This is a genomic window from Maritalea porphyrae (assembly GCF_030159895.1).
Taxonomy (GTDB): Bacteria; Pseudomonadota; Alphaproteobacteria; order Rhizobiales; family Devosiaceae; genus Maritalea; species Maritalea porphyrae.
In genome coordinates this window covers 1-21,024 of record NZ_BSNI01000005.1, presented here as the reverse complement: position 1 = coordinate 21,024, position 21,024 = coordinate 1, and the positions used below count along the sequence as shown (strand labels likewise).

Below are 21,024 nucleotides of genomic sequence, written 5' to 3'. Positions count from 1 at the left end.
TGAAACAAATCGCCGTTGGCATTAGACCCTTGCCAGCGGCTTTTGTCGCTTATGCAGGGGTGTAGCTCAGTTGGTAGAGCATCGGTCTCCAAAACCGAGGGTCGTGAGTTCGAGTCTCTCCGCCCCTGCCATTTCTTTCCAACAAATTGAAGTCTATCGAACAAGCCATGTGATTAATTGGGTTGATACTTCAACCTGTTCCATTGACGAACCCGTTGGTGCATTGTTCAATCAAGGCTTTTGGTACTGAGGCGAGCAGGCATGTCGGAAGAAGAAACAGCACACGCGAATGGCAATGACGAAGCCGTTCACTGGTACGACAACAAGAACTTGGTCATTGCCTGGATACTGACCTTCTTTCCTGTTGGTATTTACGGGCTTTGGAAAAACCAAGAATTCATTCGCAATGTTAAGTTTGGTGTCACCGTAGCTGTGGCCATGGCGTTTGTTCTCGGCATCAATTTCACGCATCCGCTCTATGTTTTTGTTGCCTTTCCCGCCGGCATATATTTGCTTTGGAAGAACCGTAAAGAATTGGGCGGATTGTGGAAACGGTTCGCACTCGTTTATCCCATCATTTTGGTTCTGGCACTTCTGCAGGCCGCCAATACGCCAGTGGGCGGCGCTGGCAGTATCCTTGGCGGAAGCTGTTCTGCAGTTATCACTGAAGGCAATTGCACTTACTTCCGTGATGATGATTGCAACGTGATCAGCAAGAGCTGCAACTAAGCAAATTCAAAAGTTGTTTCAACGGCCAAAATCGTAAAGTTCTCGCTGCGCGTTTGGGTGCAATTTGCGATTTGAGTGTTTTGGCGTACAGTGGTGCCGGATGCTTGTTCGAGGAACAACTGCAAATGAAAGATTTTGCAATTTCGACATCACTTGCTCGCGGAATGGCCCTTCTTGCGTCTTTCGCAAGAGCGGTCGTGCGTCCTTCTCTTATGTTGATTGTGGCGTGCTGCTGGTTGGCATCAACTGCGGTTGCATCTGGCGATGATAAACTTCGCATTGAGTTAGAGGGTCATATTGCTCGACTGGAAGGAAACTATCGCACCTTGGACAAACGCTTGGCTGATGAAATGAAGCAATTGAAGTATACCGAGAGTGGGGTCGACGCATTTTTATACCTCTCAAAACGTGATGCTGAGGGTTTAGCTAGGGTGAGGGGTAACTATGATACCGCTGTCGTTCAAGCGGAGCGCTGTAAGGAGTTTGTCAAACTCGTTAATCCTATTAAGCGGGCAAATGGTGAGGTTGTTTACACTGGCATTGTAGAAATCCCGCAAAGTTGGGCGCAGTCTGCATGGGAGTTTTTTGCGCCAAATGAACGTGCAAATTGCTTGGATTGGCTATGGGGTGCTAATGCAGATCTGCGATATGTAGCGGAACTTCTGGATTACTATGATTCAGATTTAAGGCGTTGGAAACGCAGACTTGTGGAGGAACGTGAAAAGTTAAAAACGGTTAAAGCCGCAGCAAAGCAAACTCGGTTGGCCAGACGGAAAACTCGGGAACAAATTAAGGAGTTTGAAGACCGTCTTGCCAAATTGCCACCATGCGTGGAGCCGGAGGTTGAACCTGAAAACTCGGCGTCGGGTTCGGCCGCTGGGCCAAGTTCTGAAGAAGAACAATCGAATGAATTGGATAGCGGAAACCCAACAATTCCTGAATTGAATCTTGACGACTTGGAAGCCGATGACGATTCCGCGGCACAAGATTTCACACCACCCGACCCGGATGATGTGCTTGAATCTGAAGACACAACTGGAGAGGTGCCTGCTGGCCCGCACGGGGCCGAAGATATCTTGGATGCGCTAAGGGATGAAAAGGGGCCGACATCGGATCCTACTGAGCCAGAAAGCTCTGGATTGGGTTCGGCCGCTGGACCGAGTTCCGAAGAAGAGCAATCAAATGAATTGGATAGTGGATATCCAACAATCCCTGAATTGAATCTTGACGACTTGGAAGCCGATGACGATTCCGCGGCACAAGATTTCACACCGCCCGACCCGGATGATGTGCTTGAATCTGAAGATTCAACTGGAGAGGCACCTGCTGGCCCGCACGGGGCCGAAGATATTTTGGATGCGCTAAGGGATGAAAAGGGGCCGACATCGGATCCTACTGGACAAGGCGCAGATGTTGATGATGGTGGGGGTACAACCGGACTTACTTTGCCAGAACCTGCACAAACCACTCCAATTGCAGCACCAAAAACGCCAGATACAGATGTAGAAGAGATCACTATGTTTCCTCCTGACGTGATTGATGCCGAGGGTGACGCTGGAACAGGTCTTGTCGACGCGCCCGATATGTTGCCGGACCCTGACGATATTTTGGATCCCGAAAAGGAAAGCTCTGGCGCCAATTCGACTGATCAAGGTCAGACCTTGCCAATTGCAGCCGACAATAATGGCGCAGATGTTCCCGTAGATCAGGGCACGCAAGTCTCCTCAGCTGTGCCTGTTGATCCAGCTACATTGGCAGATTTGATCCCCGAGCCAATGATCTTTGTGAGCGGCAGACGCGATCAAACCAGTCACTGTGACTATGACCCCGTGTTGGCGTGTCGAAAACTTGGCGGTGAGCGTGCGCAAATTTGCGAAGTTGCAGTCGCTGAATGGGTAGCTTCTTGCAGAACGCTTGGAGCAATCACAGATACGCAGTCCCCAGCGCATTGCGTTGCGGAGTGCAATGTTTACGCAGATCAAGCGCTTTTGGATGACCAGCTACGTCCTTTGATTTCATCGCTCATTGAACAGCCAGATGAGAACAAAGACGAAGCCGCGCAACTTGAAGCACAGCTTATGGCTATCTCTGATGAGATTGCCGCACTTAACAAACAATTGGATGCGGGCGTACTGCATATTTATCAGCATGAAACGACGGGCGAGATAACCCAACATGACGGGCCATATTTTGAGCCTTCGCCGCCATTGGAATATACGGGCAGCATTCGCAAAACGCCAACTGCGGAGCAACGCGCCAAGCTTTTAGATTTAGAATTATTAGCTGAGGAATACACAGAAAGGCTTCGCGAAGCCTCGAATGGCGATCCGTTTTATTCGCAGTGGCAAAATTTTGCTCGCGGGTTCTGGTTTGGGATTGATGGTGACACCAGCCAGATGTCCAAATTCACTTGCACGGCGGCGCAAGCGGAATCAGCGCGGGCCGCGTGTATAGATAAATGCAATACGGCTAACGGATCGGGTGAAGTGTGTGACCCATTTGTTTCGGCAATTGGGATGCTTAACCAACCATTCAGCAGGATATATTTGTATCCGCCAGGCAATGCTTTGCGCGTGCCTGTAAATTAATCCACTTTGGCGCGTTGCACCCTGAAGTCGACGTGCGCCTGTGTGCCCTAAGGTTATATTCTGCGATTGGATGGTCTTTGCCAAATATCCATTTGAATTGCTTGCTTTGTGTCTTGGTCAGGCAATAGAAGAGGCGAAATCGTTTCGCGAGCTTAATTGAGACACCCAAAATGCAGGTAAAGTTTGATCGAGGTCCAGATGGTACGCCGTCGTGCTTTGCAGACCCGATCCAAATCATTGAAGCTTACGACTTGCACGATGTGCCTGATGCGTTAGCGGCGCTTGACGCTGCATGTTCGAGTGCCAAATGGCTGGCAGGTTATGCCAGCTATGAATTAGGCTATGCGCTTGAGGGTTGCTTGCATAGCCGGTTGCCGGAAAACCGTCGACTGCCGCTACTTCGATTTGGTGTCTATGATGATCACCATAAATATGATCCCGGTAAGGGAACTGCGCCGCTATTGTCTGCGGCACCGCGGTGGGGCGCTGACGCTTACCAAAGCGCATTTGATGTGGTGTATAACTACATTGTGGCTGGTGACATCTATCAGGCCAATTTGACCTTTCCAATTGATGCGCGTTTTGAAGGCGATATTGATGCGCTATACGCGGCGTTGTGTGCGGCGCAAGAAGTGGGCTATGGCGCGCAGATTGCGCAGATCGGTTTGCCAGCCATACTATCTCGTTCGCCCGAACTGTTCTTTGCAACTGACACCAGCGGCAAGATCTCGACGCGTCCGATGAAAGGCACGCAGCCGCGATCAGATGATGCGAATGAAGATGCAAGGCGCCGGCTGTTTTTGGAGAATGATCAAAAGAACCGCGCAGAGAATTTGATGATTGTCGATTTAATGCGAAATGATCTTTCTCGGATTTGCGAAATTGGCTCGGTGAAAGTGCCCGAACTGTTTCAGGTGGAGAGCTTTGCAACGGTTCACCAAATGACGAGTTTGGTTCAAGGACAACTTAGATCGGGTGCGAGACTTGGCGATATCCTGAAAGCACTGTTCCCATGCGGTTCTATCACTGGCGCGCCAAAAATTCGGGCGATGGAAATTATCAGTGATCTTGAACCGTGGCCGCGCGACATATATTGCGGCACCATTGGTTGGTGGGCGCCGGACGGACGATCGGAGTTTAACGTGGCCATCCGTACCTTGATGGTGGAGAACAACCATGTCACGCTTAATGTCGGCGGTGGTGTGGTCTATGACAGCACAGCAACTTCTGAATATGAGGAAGCATTATGGAAAGCACGCTTCGCGACCAAGCTCCTAGCGACTTAAGAGTATTTGAGACAATGCTGTGGACGCCAACCATGGGCATTCCGCGGCTTGATTTGCATTTGGCGCGTTTAGAACGTGGTTGCAACGCGCTTGGCATTAAGGCAGGCAATATCAAATCAATCTTGGATGTCATCAAGGCGCGGCAAGCGCAACGATTGCGCCTGTCGGTGGGCTTTGAAAATGATGTGAAAATTGAAACGTGGGATGTCAAGTCGCTGCCAAAAGAAACGGTTTGGCGCATTGCCATTGCGGACGAGCGTGTTCGGTCAGACGATCCTTGGTTGCAGATCAAAACGACAAAGCGAGAACTCTACAATCAGCTACGTGCGGAATTGCCTGAAGGGATCGACGAGGTGATTGTGCTCAATGAGCGGGGTGAAGTGTGCGAAGGTACAATTACAAATGTGTTTGTTGAAAAGGGAGAGGGGCTGCTGACCCCGCCTGTGACGAGTGGACTATTGCCTGGCATATTGCGTGAAGAATTGCTTCGCGAGGGCCAAGCTCGTGAAGAGATTGTATTGGTGGAAGACTTGGCCAATGCGGATACACTGTTTGTGGGCAATAGCTTGCGCGGGCTGATCAAAGCAGAGCTCGTTGTATAATATGATGAATTCGAACACATCAAAGGGGTTGCGTTTTCGTTAAACTGGGTCTATTACACCAACTCCAGCCGTGCGGGCGACTCGCGCGGCTATTTGGTTATGGGCATTTGGTTGCCGAATCGCGTTGAAACTAAAGGGAATTTTATGGCTCGGACAAATCCGTTCACATTTTTGCAGCAGGTCCGTTCGGAAGTTGCAAAGGTCGTATGGCCGACCCGTAACGAAACTTTGGTTTCTACGATCATGGTTTTGATCATGGTTGCATTGGCAAGTGTGTTCTTTTTAGCGGCGGATCAGGTTGTGGCTTGGTTTGTAGGATTGCTGCTTAGCATTGGCTGAGCGAAACTGGTGAACGGTAAGGTTTTAAACTGATGGCAAAACGCTGGTATATCGTCCAGGCCTACTCGAATTTTGAGCGCAAGGTTGCGGAATCAATTCAAGAGAAAGTTGTGGCTTCAGGTCTCGACCACTTGTTTGAGAACGTGCTTGTGCCAACTGAAAAAGTGGTGGAAGTGCGCCGCGGCCGTAAGGTTGACGCAGAGCGCAAATTTTTCCCTGGTTATGTTCTTGTTAAAATGGAACTGACCGATGAAACATTTCACTTGATCAAAAATACGCCGAAAGTGACCGGCTTCTTGGGTTCGGAGCACAAACCGATCCCAATTTCAGAAGCTGAAGCGAATGCGATTTTGCATCAGGTGCAAGAAGGTGTTGAGCGGCCTAAGCCTTCAATCAGCTTTGAAGTTGGTGAGAGCGTTCGTGTGTCGGACGGTCCATTTGCTAGCTTTAACGGCGTTGTTGAAGAAGTTGATGAAGAGCGCGCGCGCCTTAAAGTTGAAGTTTCTATTTTCGGTCGGGCTACCCCGGTCGAATTGGAATATGGTCAGGTTGAAAAAGCCTAACCATTAAAATGTGTGGGAGAGGGTGCTGGTTGGCCAAATCAGCACATCAAACCTTGCACCACACTGTTGTGAATGTCCGCATGGTGCGGACGCATTTGAAAAGGCAACAAAATGGCAAAAAAGATTGAGGGCTATTTGAAGCTCCAAGTGCCGGCCGGTGCTGCATCGCCGTCACCCCCGATTGGTCCAGCTTTGGGTCAACGTGGTTTGAATATCATGGAATTCTGTAAGGCGTTTAACGCTGCGACACAGGAAATGGAAAAGAACTCACCTATTCCGGTGACAATTACCATTTTTGCGGACAAGAGCTTCACATACACAATGAAGCAGCCGCCAGTGAGCTACTTCTTGTTGAAGACTTTGGGCTTGCCTAAAGGTTCACAAAAGCCTGGTCACGAAGTTGCGGGTTCAATTTCGCAAGACCAGTTGCGCGAAATCGCAGAAAAGAAAATGGCTGACCTAAACGCCGATACAATTGAAGCTGCGATGCAACAAATCGCTGGTTCAGCTCGTGCGATGGGTCTTGAGGTTCAGGGGTAATCGAGATGGCTAAACTAGGTAAACGTACCGCAGCTGCTCGTGAAGCTGTTGACCGCAAGAAATTGTACACATTGGACGAAGCTGTTGCGCTTGTAAAAAGCAATGCAAAAGCAAAGTTTGACGAGACAATTGAAGTTGCAATCAACTTAGGTGTTGACCCTCGTCACGCTGACCAGATGGTTCGTGGTGTGGTTGCTCTTCCAAACGGAACAGGCCGTACAGCGCGGGTAGCTGTGTTTGCACGTGATGCAAAAGCAGACGAAGCGAAAGCTGCGGGTGCTGATATCGTTGGTGCTGAAGAGCTTGTTGATGAAGTTCTTAAAGGTAACATCGATTTTGATCGTTGTATTGCAACTCCAGACATGATGCCACTTGTTGGCCGTTTGGGTAAAGTATTGGGTCCTCGTAACCTTATGCCAAACCCAAAAGTGGGCACAGTGACACCTGACGTGAAAACTGCTGTTGAAGCTGCGAAAGCTGGTTCAGTTGAGTTCCGCGTTGAGAAAGCTGGTATTTTGCACGCTGGTGTTGGCAAAGCATCATTTGATGAAGCTAAGCTGGTTGAGAACGTAAAAGCATTTGCTGACGCTGTTCAAAAAGCTAAGCCATCTGGCGCAAAAGGCACATTCATTCAGCGTGTTGCTTTGACATCTACAATGGGCCCTGGCGTTCATGTTGACGTGTCTTCGGTTCAAGCATAACTGCTTGAGCTGAAACTTGGCACTTTGTTGCCATGACAAAAGAATTCGGGTGGTTTCGGTCACCCGATTTTCAAAAGCCGGTTCGCCGGTGATTGAAATAAAGACCTGTCCGAGACTGTAGGCGCTCTTTTAAGGGGCTTAATAAACCAGCCAACAATAGACGGAGTGACAACCGAATTTGATTTCGCCCGAATGGGCAGATGATGTTTCGGTTCGAACAAACCAGTTTTGTCCAAGCTTTGTTTGGTCATTTCAGGTTGGCAGGCATTTCACCGTTGCTTTGCTTATCTGAATTAATCGGAAAACAAAGCATCAAAACTGAAACGGTTCGAGGGTTGTTCCTCGGATCATTAGTGGAGAGAAGCAGTGGATAAAGCGGAAAAGCGAGAGCTGGTATCGTCATTGCAAGATGCGTTTAACGCGTCTGGTTCTGTCGTAGTAGCTCATTATTCAGGCTTGACTGTTGCCGACATGGAAAATCTGCGTGTGCAGATGAAACAAGCCGGTGGCCAAGTTAAAGTTGCGAAAAACCGCCTTGCCAAGCTCGCTCTTGAAAATGCTGATATCGCGGATTTTGGTGAGTTCCTCACCGGTCCAACGGTTTTGACATATGCGGAAGACCCAATCACGGCAGCGAAAATTTCTGCCAAATTCGCCAAAACCAACGACAAATATGTCGTTCTTGGCGGTGCGATGGGTGAAACTAAGCTAGACGCAGCAAATGTTGCTGCTTTGGCTGAGCTTCCAAGTCTTGATGAACTACGTGCGAAACTTGCTGGTCTTGTTAAGCAGCCTGCAACGAAAGTTGCTGCTGTTCTTAATGCGCCTGGCGGTCAAATCGCTCGTGTTATCTCAGCATATTCTACAAAGGGCGAAGAAGCGGCATAGCGCCTTCGCATCAAAACCACAGTTCGAATTGAAACCTAAAAGGAAATTACAATGGCTGATCTAGAAAAGCTCGTTGAAGACCTATCATCACTTACAGTTCTGGAAGCTTCAGAACTTTCTACAATGTTGGAAGAAAAATGGGGCGTTTCAGCTGCTGCTCCAGTTGCAGTTGCTGCTGCTGCTGGTGGTGACGCTGGTGGCGCTGCTGCAGAAGAGAAAGACGAATTTGACGTCATTCTTGCTGGTGCAGGCGACAAGAAAATCAACGTGATTAAAGAAGTTCGCGCAATTACAGGTCTTGGCCTGAAAGAAGCGAAGGACCTCGTTGAAGGCGCTCCTAAAGCTGTTAAAGAAGGCGTTGCGAAAGCAGAAGCTGAAGAACTTAAGGCTAAACTTGAAGCAGCTGGTGCTTCTGTCGAGCTTAAGTAAGTCTTTGGAAGTGGCGCAGTATAAGCGCTGCGTCACTTCTTTTCGCCCGGCGTAACTGGGCAAAAATTTGGCCTATCCCCAAGGGGGTATGCGAAGTTGCGGTAAACAAGAAATAGGGCAGATGTCCCGAGTACCGACGGCTGATTGTCGGTATTCTGGACAGTTGCCCTTAAAGCATTTCAACACACAAGGAGCGGGCATGACCACCACCTATCAGGGTCGTCGCAAAGTACGCAAATCCTTTGGCAGCATTCGCGAAGTCGCGGAAATGCCGAACCTAATTGAAGTTCAAAAAGCATCATATGATCAGTTCTTGATCGTCGACGAGCCAGAAGGCGGTCGGGGTGATGAAGGTCTTCAATCAGTTTTCAAATCTGTATTTCCAATTTCTGACTTTGCAAACACTGCATCGTTGGACTTTGTGTCTTACGAATTTGAGCAGCCAAAATATGATGTAGATGAATGTCGCCAGCGCGATATGACATTTGCAGCGCCGTTGAAGGTCACACTTCGCTTGATCGTGTTTGAAATCGACGAAGAAACTGGCGCGAAGTCTGTTAAAGACATTAAAGAACAAGACGTCTACATGGGTGACATGCCGTTTATGACTGGCAATGGTACCTTTGTGGTGAACGGCACCGAGCGTGTGATCGTTTCGCAAATGCACCGTTCGCCTGGTGTGTTCTTTGACCATGATAAAGGTAAGTCGCACTCTTCAGGCAAGTTGCTTTTTGCTGCGCGTATTATTCCTTACCGTGGTTCATGGCTCGACATCGAGTTTGATGCGAAGGACGTTGTATACGCCCGTATCGACCGCCGTCGTAAGATCCCAGTGACTTCATTGCTCAAAGCATTGGGCATGGATGCTGAGGAAATCCTTGATACATACTACAACTCAATCACGTTCGAGCGCGCTAATGGTGGTTGGCGCCAGCCGTTTGATTGGGAAAAGCTGCGTGGCACGAAGCCTGTAACTGACTTGATCGATGCGGACAGTGGTGATGTGGTTCACGAAGCTGGCAAGAAATTGTCTGCTCGTGCTGCAAAGAAACTGCACGAAGGCGGCATGACCCACATTTTGGTGGAAGATGCTGACCTGTTCGGTTCATATGTTGCTGAAGATCTAATCAATGTTGAAACCGGTGAGATTTATCTCGAAGCTGGTGACGAACTTGACGACGCTTCATTGGCAAAATTGGTGGAAGCTGGTTTTGACAGCATTCCAGTGCTCGACATTGACCACGTGACAGTGGGCGCGTACTTGCGCAACACATTGGCTTTGGACAAGAACGAATCTCGCGAAGATGCGTTGTTTGACATTTACCGTGTGATGCGTCCGGGTGAGCCACCTACCATTGAAACTGCTGAAGCGATGTTTGAATCATTGTTCTTTGATTCAGAGCGCTATGACTTGTCAGCGGTTGGCCGTGTGAAAATGAACATGCGTTTGGACGTTGAGTGCGAAGACACTGTTCGCATCTTGCGCAAAGAAGACATTGTTGAAGTTGTGCGCACATTGGTCGACCTGCGGGACGGCAAAGGCGACATCGATGACATTGATAACCTTGGTAACCGTCGTGTTCGCTCTGTAGGCGAGTTGATGGAAAACCACTACCGTCTTGGTTTGTTGCGCATGGAGCGCGCGATCAAAGAGCGTATGTCATCTGTCGAAATCGACACAGTGATGCCGCAGGATTTGATCAACGCAAAGCCAGCTGCAGCAGCGGTACGTGAGTTCTTTGGTTCATCACAGCTTTCACAGTTTATGGACCAAACCAACCCATTGTCTGAGATTACGCATAAGCGTCGTCTTTCAGCGCTTGGCCCTGGTGGTTTGACACGTGAACGCGCGGGCTTTGAAGTTCGTGACGTGCATACAACGCACTATGGTCGTATTTGTCCGATTGAAACTCCAGAGGGTCCAAACATTGGTTTGATCAACTCTTTGGCGACATTCGCTCGGGTCAACAAATATGGCTTCATTGAAGCGCCATACCGCAAAGTTGTTGACGGCAAAGTGACTGACGACGTTGTTTATCTTTCAGCAATGGAAGAAGCAAAATACAACGTTGCGCAGGCTAACGCTAAGCTGAACGAAGATGGTTCATTCGAAAATGATCTTGTGACTTCACGTCACGCAGGTGAGGTGTCTTTGACCCCACGTGAAGCGATCGATTTGATGGACGTGTCACCGAAACAAGTTGTTTCGGTTGCGGCATCGCTAATTCCATTCTTGGAAAACGATGATGCGAACCGTGCTTTGATGGGTTCAAACATGCAGCGTCAGGCTGTGCCATTGCTTCGTGCACAGGCACCGTTTGTTGGTACAGGCATGGAACCGGTTGTAGCGCGCGACTCAGGTGCGGCGATTGTGGCGAAACGCCCAGGTATCGTTGACCAAGTGGATGCGACACGTATCGTTATTCGTGCCACCCAAGAAACTGATGCTTCTAAGTCTGGTGTGGACATTTACACTTTGATGAAGTTCCAGCGTTCAAACCAATCGTCATGCATCAACCAGCGTCCGCTTGTTGTTGTGGGTGACCATGTTGAAGCTGGTGACACCATTGCTGATGGTCCATCAACGGATATGGGGGACTTGGCTCTTGGCCGTAACGTGCTCGTCGCGTTTATGCCTTGGAACGGTTACAACTACGAAGATTCGATCCTTCTTTCTGAAAACATTGTGAAAGACGATGTGTTTACATCGGTTCACTTGGAAGAGTTCGAAGTGATGGCTCGTGACACCAAATTGGGTCCTGAGGAAATCACTCGCGATATTCCAAACGTTTCTGAAGAAGCGCTGAAAAATCTCGACGAAGCGGGCATTGTGCACATTGGTGCGGATGTTGAAGCTGGTGACATTTTGGTGGGTAAAATTACACCAAAGGGCGAAAGCCCAATGACACCTGAAGAAAAACTTCTTCGTGCGATCTTTGGTGAGAAAGCATCTGACGTTCGTGACACATCTTTGCGTGTTCCTCCTGGGGACGCAGGCACAGTTGTTGAAGTGCGTGTGTTTAACCGCCACGGCATCGACAAAGACGAACGCGCGATGGCCATCGAGCGTGAAGAGATTGAACGTCTTGCAAAAGACCGCGATGACGAACAGTCAATTCTTGATCGTAACGTTTATGCGCGTCTTAAAGAGATGTTGTTCGGCAAAGAAGCGACAGCTGGTCCAAAGGGCTATGTTGCCGGCACCAAACTGAATGACGTTGTTTTTGAAAGCCAGCCACGTTCTAAGTGGTGGCAGTTTGCGGTTGATGACGACAAAGTAATGTCAGAAATCGAAGCGCTGCAGGGCCAGTACGAAGACAGCCGTAAGCAACTTGAGCAGCGTTTCATCGACAAGGTTGACAAGCTACAGCGTGGTGACGAATTGCCACCAGGCGTGATGAAGATGGTTAAAGTCTTTGTTGCGACTAAGCGTAAGATCCAGTCTGGCGATAAGATGGCTGGCCGTCACGGCAACAAAGGTGTGGTGTCACGCATCATGCCAGTTGAAGATATGCCTCACTTGGCTGACGGTACACCTGTTGACATCGTTCTTAACCCGCTTGGCGTGCCGAGCCGGATGAACGTTGGTCAGATTTTGGAAACGCACCTTGGTTGGGCGTGTGCTGGTATGGGTCGCAAAATTGGCGACATGTATGACCAGTACAAGCGTGAAGGTCAAAGCAATGTAGAGCCGCTACGTGCTGAGCTTAATGAGCTTTATGCGGGCGACGACTATGTGACCAACCTTGATGATGACAGCGTTGTACGTTTGGCTGAATATTTGGGCACCAAAGGTGTTTCAATCGCAACACCAGTATTTGATGGTGCGAAAGAAGCTGACATCGTTGAAATGCTTGAGCGGGCAGGGCTTGAAGCTTCTGGCCAATCTCGCTTGATCGATGGACGTACAGGTGAAGAGTTCGACCGTGATGTAACCGTTGGCTACATCTACATGCTCAAACTCGGTCACATGGTGGACGATAAGATCCACGCGCGTTCAATTGGACCATACTCTCTTGTTACCCAGCAGCCGCTTGGTGGTAAGGCGCAGTTTGGTGGTCAGCGCTTTGGTGAGATGGAAGTGTGGGCGCTTGAAGCTTATGGCGCAGCGTACACGCTACAAGAAATGCTCACAGTTAAATCGGATGATGTTGCGGGCCGGACGAAAGTCTACGAAGCCATCGTACGGGGCGATGACACGTTTGAAGCTGGAATTCCAGAAAGCTTTAACGTGTTGGTCAAAGAAATCAGATCACTTGGTCTCAATGTTGAATTGAGTATGGCCGGTGAGGATGACTTTGAAGATGAGGATCCGCAGGAACAGATCGAACAAGATCAACCTGCAGATGCAGCTGAATAATCAGTCGCACCCTCAAGTCGCTTAATTTTTCCGCAGGTTGATAAAGGGGTTTGGAGACGTCCAACCCCACCTGCAACATAGGAGATACGAAATTGAACCATCAAGTTATGGATCTTTTCAATCCGCAGGCTCAGGCGCAAGTTTTTGATCAAGTTAAGATCAATATTGCGAGCCCTGAGAAAATCCTGAGCTGGTCTTTTGGTGAAATTAAAAAACCAGAGACCATCAACTACCGTACGTTTAAGCCAGAGCGTGATGGCCTTTTCTGTGCCCGCACATTTGGTCCGCAAAAAGACTATGAATGTCTTTGTGGCAAGTACAAGCGCATGAAGTTTAAAGGCGTTATCTGTGAGAAGTGTGGCGTTGAAGTCACCTTGTCTCGGGTTCGTCGTGAGCGCATGGGCCACATTGAATTGGCAGCTCCGGTTGCACACATTTGGTTCTTGAAATCACTTCCATCTCGTATCGCTTTGTTGCTTGATATGACATTGAAGGATGTTGAGCGCGTTCTGTACTTCGAGCACTATGTGGTTATTGAACCTGGTTTGAGCCCATTTGCGGTCAACCAGTTGATCACTGAAGAAGAGTATATCGACGCACAAGACGAGTATGGTGCAGATAGCTTTACCGCCATGATTGGTGCTGAAGCGATCCGCGAAATGCTTGCTTCGCTTGACCTTGAGAAGCTTGCTGCAGAACTTCGCGTCGAAATTGCTGAAGCAACAACAGAGCTTAAGCCTAAGAAATTGGGCAAGCGTTTGAAAGTTGTTGAGCAGTTCATCGTTTCAGGTAACCGTCCTGAGTGGATGATCATGACTGTCATTCCGGTGATCCCACCTGAATTGCGTCCATTGGTTCCACTAGATGGCGGTCGCTTTGCGACTTCTGATTTGAACGACCTTTATCGACGTGTGATCAACCGGAATAACCGTTTGAAACGTTTGATGGAGCTTCGTGCGCCAGACATCATTATTCGGAACGAGAAGCGTATGCTTCAAGAATCTGTTGATGCGTTGTTCGACAATGGTCGTCGTGGCCGCACCATTACTGGTGCGAACAAACGTCCTTTGAAGTCACTTTCAGATATGCTGAAAGGTAAGCAGGGTCGTTTCCGTCAGAACTTGCTTGGTAAGCGCGTCGACTATTCAGGTCGTTCTGTTATTACCGTTGGTCCTGAATTGAAGCTGCACCAGTGTGGTTTGCCGAAAAAGATGGCGCTTGAATTGTTCAAGCCGTTTATCTATTCGCGTCTAGAGGCCAAAGGCCTTTCAACAACTGTGAAACAAGCGAAAAAGCTCGTTGAAAAAGAGCGTCCTGAAGTTTGGGATATCTTGGACGAAGTTATTCGTGAACACCCAGTGATGTTGAACCGTGCGCCTACATTGCACCGTTTGGGCATTCAGGCATTTGAACCGACATTGATCGAAGGTAAAGCGATCCAGCTTCACCCATTGGTTTGTGCTGCGTTTAACGCTGACTTTGACGGTGACCAAATGGCGGTACACGTACCGTTGTCTTTGGAAGCTCAGCTCGAAGCACGCGTGTTGATGATGTCAACAAACAACATCTTGCACCCAGCCAATGGTCAGCCGATCATCGTGCCGTCGCAGGATATTGTTCTTGGTCTTTATTACCTGTCATTGATGTCAGATAATGAGCCAGGTGAGGGCATGGCATTCGCTTCTATGGGCGAAATTGAGCATGCGCTTTCACGCGGTATCATTACGCTACACACCAAAATCAAAGGCCGTTTCACAACTGTCGATGCTGAAGGTAACGAAGTGAATGAGATTCATGAGACCACTCCTGGTCGTATGATGATTGCGCAATTGTTGCCGAAAAACGTCAATGTGCCGTTTGATGCTTGCAACCAGTTGATGACAAAGAAAATGATCTCGAAACTGATCGACACGGTTTACCGTGCTTGCGGTCAAAAAGAGACTGTTATCTTCTGTGACCAAGTGATGGATCTTGGTTTCCGCAACGCGTGTAAAGCAGGTATTTCGTTTGGTAAGGATGACATGGTTATCCCTGATACCAAAGCGAAGATCGTTGATGATACACGTCATCAAGTTGAAGAGTTCGAACAGCAGTACAATGATGGTTTGATCACACGCGGCGAGAAGTACAACAAAGTTGTTGATGCTTGGGCCAAGTGTGGTGACAAAGTTGCTGATGAGATGATGGCTCGTATTTCTTCTGTTCAAATTGACGAAGAAACTAAGCGCCAGAAACCAATCAACTCGGTATACATGATGGCTCACTCAGGTGCTCGTGGTTCACCAGCACAAATGAAGCAGCTTGCAGGTATGCGCGGTTTGATGGCTCGTCCGGATGGTGGCATCATTGAGACTCCAATTATCTCGAACTTTAAAGAAGGCCTGACCGTTAACGAGTACTTTAACTCGACCCACGGTGCACGTAAGGGCTTGGCTGATACAGCGATGAAGACGGCTAACTCTGGTTACCTAACTCGTCGTTTGGTTGACGTTGCGCAAGACTGCATCATCACCACAAATGATTGTGGTACCGAAGATGGTCTGACCATGACGCCAATCATCGATAGCGGTAACGTAATCGCATCGATCGGTAGCCGTATTCTTGGTCGTACTTCTGCAGAAGACATCGTTCACCCGAAAACTGGCGAAGTGCTTGTTGCTAAGGGCGTGTTGATGGATGAAGCCGATGCTGATCGTGTCGAGGAAGCCAAAGTAATCGCCGTTAAGATCCGTTCGGTCCTAACATGTAAGCAACGTCACGGCGTTTGCGGTACATGCTACGGACGTGACTTGGCACGCGGTACACCTGTGAATATGGGTGAAGCAGTTGGCGTTATTGCTGCGCAGTCTATCGGTGAGCCTGGTACTCAGTTGACCATGCGTACGTTCCACATTGGTGGTACAGCGCAGGTTGTTGATAGCTCGTTCATTGAAGCGAACCACGGCGGTAAGGTTTCCTTCCGCAATGGTAGCGTTGCGAAGGACAGCGAAGGCAAATTGGTCAATATGAGCCGTTCGCTTCAACTCGTCATCACTGGCGAAGATGGCGCTGAGCTTGGTCACCACAAGGTGCCTTATGGTTCAACGCTTAAAGTTGAAGAAGGCGACACAATTACTGCTGGTCAGCGTGTCGCTGAATGGGATCCATATGTGCGTCCAATTCTGTCAGAAGTTGACGGTGAGATTGCGTTTGAAGACTTGGTCGAAGGCGCATCTGTTTCCGAACAAACTGACGAAAGCACTGGCTTTACCAAGCGTTTGGTTATCGACTGGCGTTCAAACCCACGTGGTGAGCACCTCAAACCTGCTCTGACTGTGATGGGTAAAGACGGCAAGATTGCTAAGCTAGATCGTGGTGGCGATGCGCGTTACTTGCTTTCAGTGGAAGCGGTTATTGCGGCTGAACCTGGTGCGAAGATCAAAGCTGGTGACGTGATTGCACGTATTCCTCTTGAAAGTGCGAAAACAAAAGACATTACCGGTGGTTTGCCACGGGTAGCGGAATTGTTTGAAGCGCGTCGTCCGAAAGATCATGCGATTATCGCAGAGATCGATGGGACTATCCGCTTCGGCCGCGACTACAAGAACAAGCGTCGCATTGTTATCGAGCCGCATGATGAAACAATGGAGCCAGCGGAATACCTCATTCCAAAAGGCAAGCCGTTCCATCTGCAAGAAGGTGATCCAATCGAGCGTGGCGAATACATCTTGGATGGTAACCCAGCTCCACACGATATCTTGGCGATTAAAGGCGTCGAGGAACTTGCAAAATATCTCGTGAATGAAATTCAAGAGGTTTACCGTTTGCAGGGTGTGGGCATCAACGATAAGCACATCGAAACGATTGTTCGTCAGATGTTGCAAAAAGTTGAGATTACCGATCCAGGTGATTCAGGTCTGATCAAAGAAGAAAATATTGACCAGATCGACTTTGATGAACTTAACGAGCGTTTGGTTGCTGATGGCCGTAAGCCGGCGGTTGGTAATCCTGTTCTCCTTGGTATCACCAAAGCGTCATTGCAAACGCGTTCGTTCTTCTCAGCGGCGTCGTTCCAAGAGACAACACGTGTTCTTACCGAAGCTGCGGTTAGCGGCAAGGCGGATCCGCTTGAGGGTCTTAAAGAGAACATCATTGTTGGTCGCTTGATCCCAGTAGGGACGGGTGCCTTCACGGCGGAAACACAGCGTGTTTCTGGTAAGCGTGATGATCTCATCTTGGCGGAACGCAAGCGCCAAGCTGATGCTGAGATGGAAGCACGCAATGCGTTGCGGATCGAAGCTTCACCTGAGAACAGCGAGCAGCCTTCTACTTAGTCACTAAGTGCATGCTGAACGATTTAGAGGGCGCCCAATTTGGGCGCCCTTTGCTTTTGAAGTGATGATTCAACAGGATCAGGCAATGATTCTGGAAAAAGCGATAAATCCTTGATTTGCGATTCCTTTCTTCTGTTGAATGGGGCTAAAATTGTTCGCGTTGGCATATTCCATGTCGTATAATTGCTCTATGCGCTCCAAATGCGCGGCTAATGATCGAATTGAGTGCTCTTTTTGCGCGGGTTGGCTCGAATTCGTAAAAAAATCCCCAAAACCCTTGACGTCAGGCGCTGTTCGAACTAATAACGCCCTACCTTCACAGTAGGTCGTGGAGCACCTCACTATTCGAACCAACCTAAAAGGTTTGAAATACAAGTGCTTCAAACACACTGACGGGTAACAGACGCGACAATTGCGAGACGCAAGATTCTCCAAGAAATTGGGTGAATCCTCTGTATTATTTGGCGCTGCCGGGCCTCTTTTGAGGTGGGGCTGGTGCCATGTTGGTTGTTGTGAGCTGTTAAACATGAGTTTTTGAACGGATGAAAAAGAAGGTTCGAGCAATATGCCGACCATTAACCAGTTGATCCGCAAGCCTCGGTCGCCAAAGCCGAAGCGGAACAAAGTACCAGCGATGGAAGCGAACCCACAAAAGCGTGGCGTTTGCACCCGTGTGTACACAACGACCCCTAAGAAGCCTAACTCTGCGCTACGTAAAGTTGCGAAGGTTCGTCTGACCAACCAGCGTGAAGTTATTTCTTATATTCCAGGTGAGGGCCACAACCTCCAAGAACACTCTGTTGTTCTTATTCGTGGTGGCCGTGTTCGCGACCTTCCAGGTGTGCGTTATCACATTTTGCGCGGCGTTTTGGATACTCAAAGCGTCAAGGATCGTAAGCAACGTCGTTCTAAGTACGGCGCTAAACGGCCTAAGTAAGGAGCTGTTGTAATATGTCACGTCGACATCGCGCAGAAAAACGTGAGGTTAACCCGGATCCAAAGTTCGGTGATCTCGTTGTTTCTAAATTTATGAATTCGCTCATGATTGACGGTAAGAAGTCAGCTGCTGAGCGCATTGTTTACGGTGCCTTTGACTTGGTCGAAGAGCGTACGAAACAAGATCCGGTTGGTGTGTTCCACCAGGCCTTGGATAACATTCGCCCTGCGGTTGAGGTTCGTTCTCGCCGTGTTGGTGGTGCGACTTACCAAGTTCCTGTTGAGGTTCGTACTGAGCGTCAACAAGCGTTGGCAATTCGTTGGTTGATTTCTGCGGCTCGTGGCCGTGGCGAGAACACAATGGTTGATCGTTTGTCAGGTGAGCTTTTGGACGCCCTTAATGGTCGCGGCCAAGCCGTTAAAAAACGTGAAGATACGCACCGTATGGCTGATGCCAACCGTGCTTTCTCACACTACCGCTGGTAGATCGAAGAAGGTATCACGATTATGTCTCGCGAATATAAGATCGAAGACTATCGCAATTTCGGTATCATGGCGCACATCGATGCGGGTAAAACCACAACGACTGAGCGGATCCTGTACTACACAGGTAAAAGCCACAAAATTGGTGAAGTGCATGACGGCGCGGCTACCATGGACTGGATGGAGCAAGAGCAGGAGCGGGGTATTACAATTACCTCTGCTGCGACAACTACATTCTGGCCTGGTCGTGACGGCAAAAAGCGTCGCTTCAACATCATTGATACACCAGGACACGTTGACTTCACGATTGAAGTAGAACGTTCTTTGCGTGTGCTTGATGGTGCGGTTGCATTGCTTGATGCGAACGCCGGTGTTGAGCCTCAAACAGAGACTGTTTGGCGCCAAGCTGACAAGTACAACGTGCCTCGCATGATCTTCGTCAACAAAATGGACAAGATCGGCGCTGATTTCTACAACTCTGTAGACATGATCAAAAAGCGTCTCGGCGGTACACCTGTTGTTTTGCAGTTGCCAATTGGTGCTGAGAGCGAATTTGCTGGTGTTGTTGATCTTATCGAGATGAATGCACTTGTTTGGAAGTCTGAAGCGCTTGGCGCTGAGTGGGATGTTGTTGAGATCCCTGAAGACTTGAAAGCAAAAGCTGAAGAATTCCGCGAAGCAATGATCGAAGCGATTGTTGAAGCTGACGAAGAAGCAATGGAAGCTTATTTGGAAGGCGAAATGCCTGACAATGATAAGATCCGCGCTTTGATCCGTAAGGGTACAATCGACGTACAGTTCTTCCCAGTTCTTTGTGGTTCAGCGTTTAAGAACAAAGGTGTTCAGCCTTTGCTTGATGCTGTGGTTGATTTCCTTCCGTCTCCAGTCGACATTCCTGCTATTCAGGGTATCGATGTGAAGACTGAGCAGGAAGTTGCTCGCGAAGCGTCTGACGAAGCTCCATTCTCAATGCTTGCGTTTAAGATTGCCAACGACCCACACATGGGTTCATTGACATTCTGCCGGATTTACTCTGGTACGCTTGAAGCTGGTTCTTCTGTTGAGAACACAGTTAAAGAGAAAAAAGAGCGTGTTGGTCGTATGTTTGAGATGCACTCAAACTCACGCGAACAAATTCAACATGCTTATGCTGGTGATATTGTTGCGATCGTTGGTCTTAAGGACACGACGACAGGTGACACTCTCTGTGCTCCTAACTCAAAAGTTATTCTTGAGCGCATGGAATTCCCTGATCCAGTTATCGACATTGCTGTTGAGCCGAAAACAAAAGCTGACCAAGAAAAAATGGGTCTTGCTTTGAACCGTTTGGCTGCTGAAGATCCAAGCTTCCGCGTTAAGTCAGACGAAGAAAGCGGTCAGACAATCATTTCAGGTATGGGCGAGTTGCACCTCGACATTCTTGTTGATCGTATGAAGCGTGAATTCGGTGTTGAAGCGAACATTGGTCAGCCACAAGTGGCTTACCGCGAAACAATTACGCAAACAGCTGATCACGACTATACCCACAAGAAGCAATCTGGTGGTTCAGGTCAGTTCGCGCGTATCAAGTTCACAATCGAGCCTGGTGAATCAGGTGTTGGCCTTGATTTCTCTGACACAGTTACTGGCGGTAACGTTCCTAAGGAATATATCCCAGGTGTTGAGAAGGGTGTTAAGTCAATCATGGGCGCAGGTCCATTGGCAGGCTTCCCATTGGTCGACGTGAAGTTTGTGCTTACTGATGGTGCATACCACGATGTTGACTCTTCTGTGATGGCTTTTGAATTGGCAGGTCGTGCCGGTTTCCGTGAAGCGATCAAGAAAGCTGGTCCAAAACTTCTTGAACCAGTGATGAAGGTCGAAGTGGTGAGCCCTGAAGAATATACCGGTGGCATCATTGGTGATTTGACATCACGTCGTGGTCAAGTTCAGGGCCAAGATATGCGCGGTAATGCGACAGTTATTGATGCGTTTGTACCGCTCGCCAACATGTTTGGTTACGTGAATACATTGCGCTCAATGAGCCAAGGTCGTGCACAATTTAGCATGGTCTTTGATCACTACGCGCAAGTGCCACAACAAGTGGCCGACGAAGTCATGGCGGCAAGCGCCAGTTAATTTTAACGCCAGCACTACGCTGATACGAAATACGGAGAGAGCGATATGGCGAAGGAAAAGTTTGAGCGGAACAAGCCGCACGTAAACATTGGGACAGTTGGTCACGTTGACCACGGCAAGACAACATTGACAGCAGCGATTACGAAAGT

16 protein-coding genes and 1 tRNA gene are annotated in these 21,024 nt (G+C 48.8%); all 17 read left to right on the top strand.

Going from position 1 to position 21,024, the window contains the following annotated elements:
• The first annotated feature begins 55 nt into the window (after positions 1 to 55).
• Positions 56 to 131: transfer RNA gene (locus QQL65_RS16480), tRNA-Trp, on the top strand.
• A gap of 130 nt (positions 132 to 261) precedes the next feature.
• A complete protein-coding gene (locus QQL65_RS16475; RefSeq protein ID WP_284366347.1) occupies positions 262 to 729 on the top strand; it encodes a hypothetical protein in 468 nt (155 codons plus the stop codon).
• Positions 730 to 854: 125 nt separating this feature from the next.
• Complete coding sequence (locus QQL65_RS16470; RefSeq protein WP_284366344.1) at positions 855 to 3,317, top strand: hypothetical protein; 2,463 nt, start codon at positions 855 to 857, stop codon at positions 3,315 to 3,317.
• Positions 3,318 to 3,487: 170 nt separating this feature from the next.
• On the top strand, positions 3,488 to 4,603 hold the full coding sequence (locus tag QQL65_RS16465; RefSeq protein WP_284366343.1) for an aminodeoxychorismate synthase component I: 1,116 nt from the start codon (positions 3,488 to 3,490) through the stop codon (positions 4,601 to 4,603).
• Complete coding sequence (locus QQL65_RS16460) at positions 4,564 to 5,205, top strand: aminotransferase class IV family protein (RefSeq protein ID WP_284366342.1); 642 nt, start codon at positions 4,564 to 4,566, stop codon at positions 5,203 to 5,205. The genes QQL65_RS16465 and QQL65_RS16460 overlap by 40 nt, the downstream gene beginning before the upstream one ends.
• Before the next feature lie 144 nt (positions 5,206 to 5,349).
• Positions 5,350 to 5,544, top strand: a complete 195-nt coding sequence (gene secE, locus QQL65_RS16455; RefSeq protein ID WP_284366341.1) for a preprotein translocase subunit SecE — start codon at positions 5,350 to 5,352, stop codon at positions 5,542 to 5,544.
• A gap of 32 nt (positions 5,545 to 5,576) precedes the next feature.
• A complete protein-coding gene (nusG, locus tag QQL65_RS16450) occupies positions 5,577 to 6,107 on the top strand; it encodes a transcription termination/antitermination protein NusG (RefSeq protein WP_284366340.1) in 531 nt (176 codons plus the stop codon).
• A 111-nt stretch (positions 6,108 to 6,218) separates the two neighbouring features.
• Positions 6,219 to 6,647: a 50S ribosomal protein L11 gene (gene rplK / locus QQL65_RS16445; protein WP_284366339.1), complete on the top strand. Its 429-nt coding sequence runs from the start codon at positions 6,219 to 6,221 to the stop codon at positions 6,645 to 6,647.
• A 5-nt stretch (positions 6,648 to 6,652) separates the two neighbouring features.
• Positions 6,653 to 7,348 carry a 50S ribosomal protein L1 gene (gene rplA / locus QQL65_RS16440; RefSeq protein WP_284366338.1) on the top strand — a complete coding sequence of 232 codons (696 nt, stop codon included), beginning with the start codon at positions 6,653 to 6,655 and terminating at the stop codon, positions 7,346 to 7,348.
• Positions 7,349 to 7,714: 366 nt separating this feature from the next.
• Entirely contained in the window at positions 7,715 to 8,236 is a 522-nt protein-coding gene (gene rplJ, locus QQL65_RS16435; protein WP_284366337.1) for a 50S ribosomal protein L10, read from the top strand.
• Positions 8,237 to 8,287: 51 nt separating this feature from the next.
• Entirely contained in the window at positions 8,288 to 8,665 is a 378-nt protein-coding gene (rplL, locus tag QQL65_RS16430; protein WP_284366336.1) for a 50S ribosomal protein L7/L12, read from the top strand.
• A 199-nt stretch (positions 8,666 to 8,864) separates the two neighbouring features.
• Positions 8,865 to 13,025, top strand: coding sequence for a DNA-directed RNA polymerase subunit beta (gene rpoB / locus QQL65_RS16425; protein ID WP_284366335.1), 4,161 nt, complete (start codon positions 8,865 to 8,867; stop codon positions 13,023 to 13,025).
• A gap of 92 nt (positions 13,026 to 13,117) precedes the next feature.
• Entirely contained in the window at positions 13,118 to 17,338 is a 4,221-nt protein-coding gene (rpoC, locus tag QQL65_RS16420) for a DNA-directed RNA polymerase subunit beta' (protein WP_284366333.1), read from the top strand.
• A gap of 565 nt (positions 17,339 to 17,903) precedes the next feature.
• On the top strand, positions 17,904 to 18,275 hold the full coding sequence (gene rpsL, locus QQL65_RS16415; RefSeq protein WP_269393992.1) for a 30S ribosomal protein S12: 372 nt from the start codon (positions 17,904 to 17,906) through the stop codon (positions 18,273 to 18,275).
• Positions 18,276 to 18,289: 14 nt separating this feature from the next.
• The gene (rpsG, locus tag QQL65_RS16410; protein WP_284366331.1) at positions 18,290 to 18,760 is read left to right on the top strand and encodes a 30S ribosomal protein S7; all 471 of its coding nucleotides are present in this window, start codon (positions 18,290 to 18,292) and stop codon (positions 18,758 to 18,760) included.
• Between the two features lie 21 nt (positions 18,761 to 18,781).
• A complete protein-coding gene (gene fusA, locus QQL65_RS16405) occupies positions 18,782 to 20,875 on the top strand; it encodes an elongation factor G (RefSeq protein ID WP_284366329.1) in 2,094 nt (697 codons plus the stop codon).
• Positions 20,876 to 20,920: 45 nt separating this feature from the next.
• Positions 20,921 to 21,024: GTP-binding protein (locus QQL65_RS16400; protein ID WP_284366361.1), on the top strand; the 104-nt coding region annotated here is incomplete at its 3' end.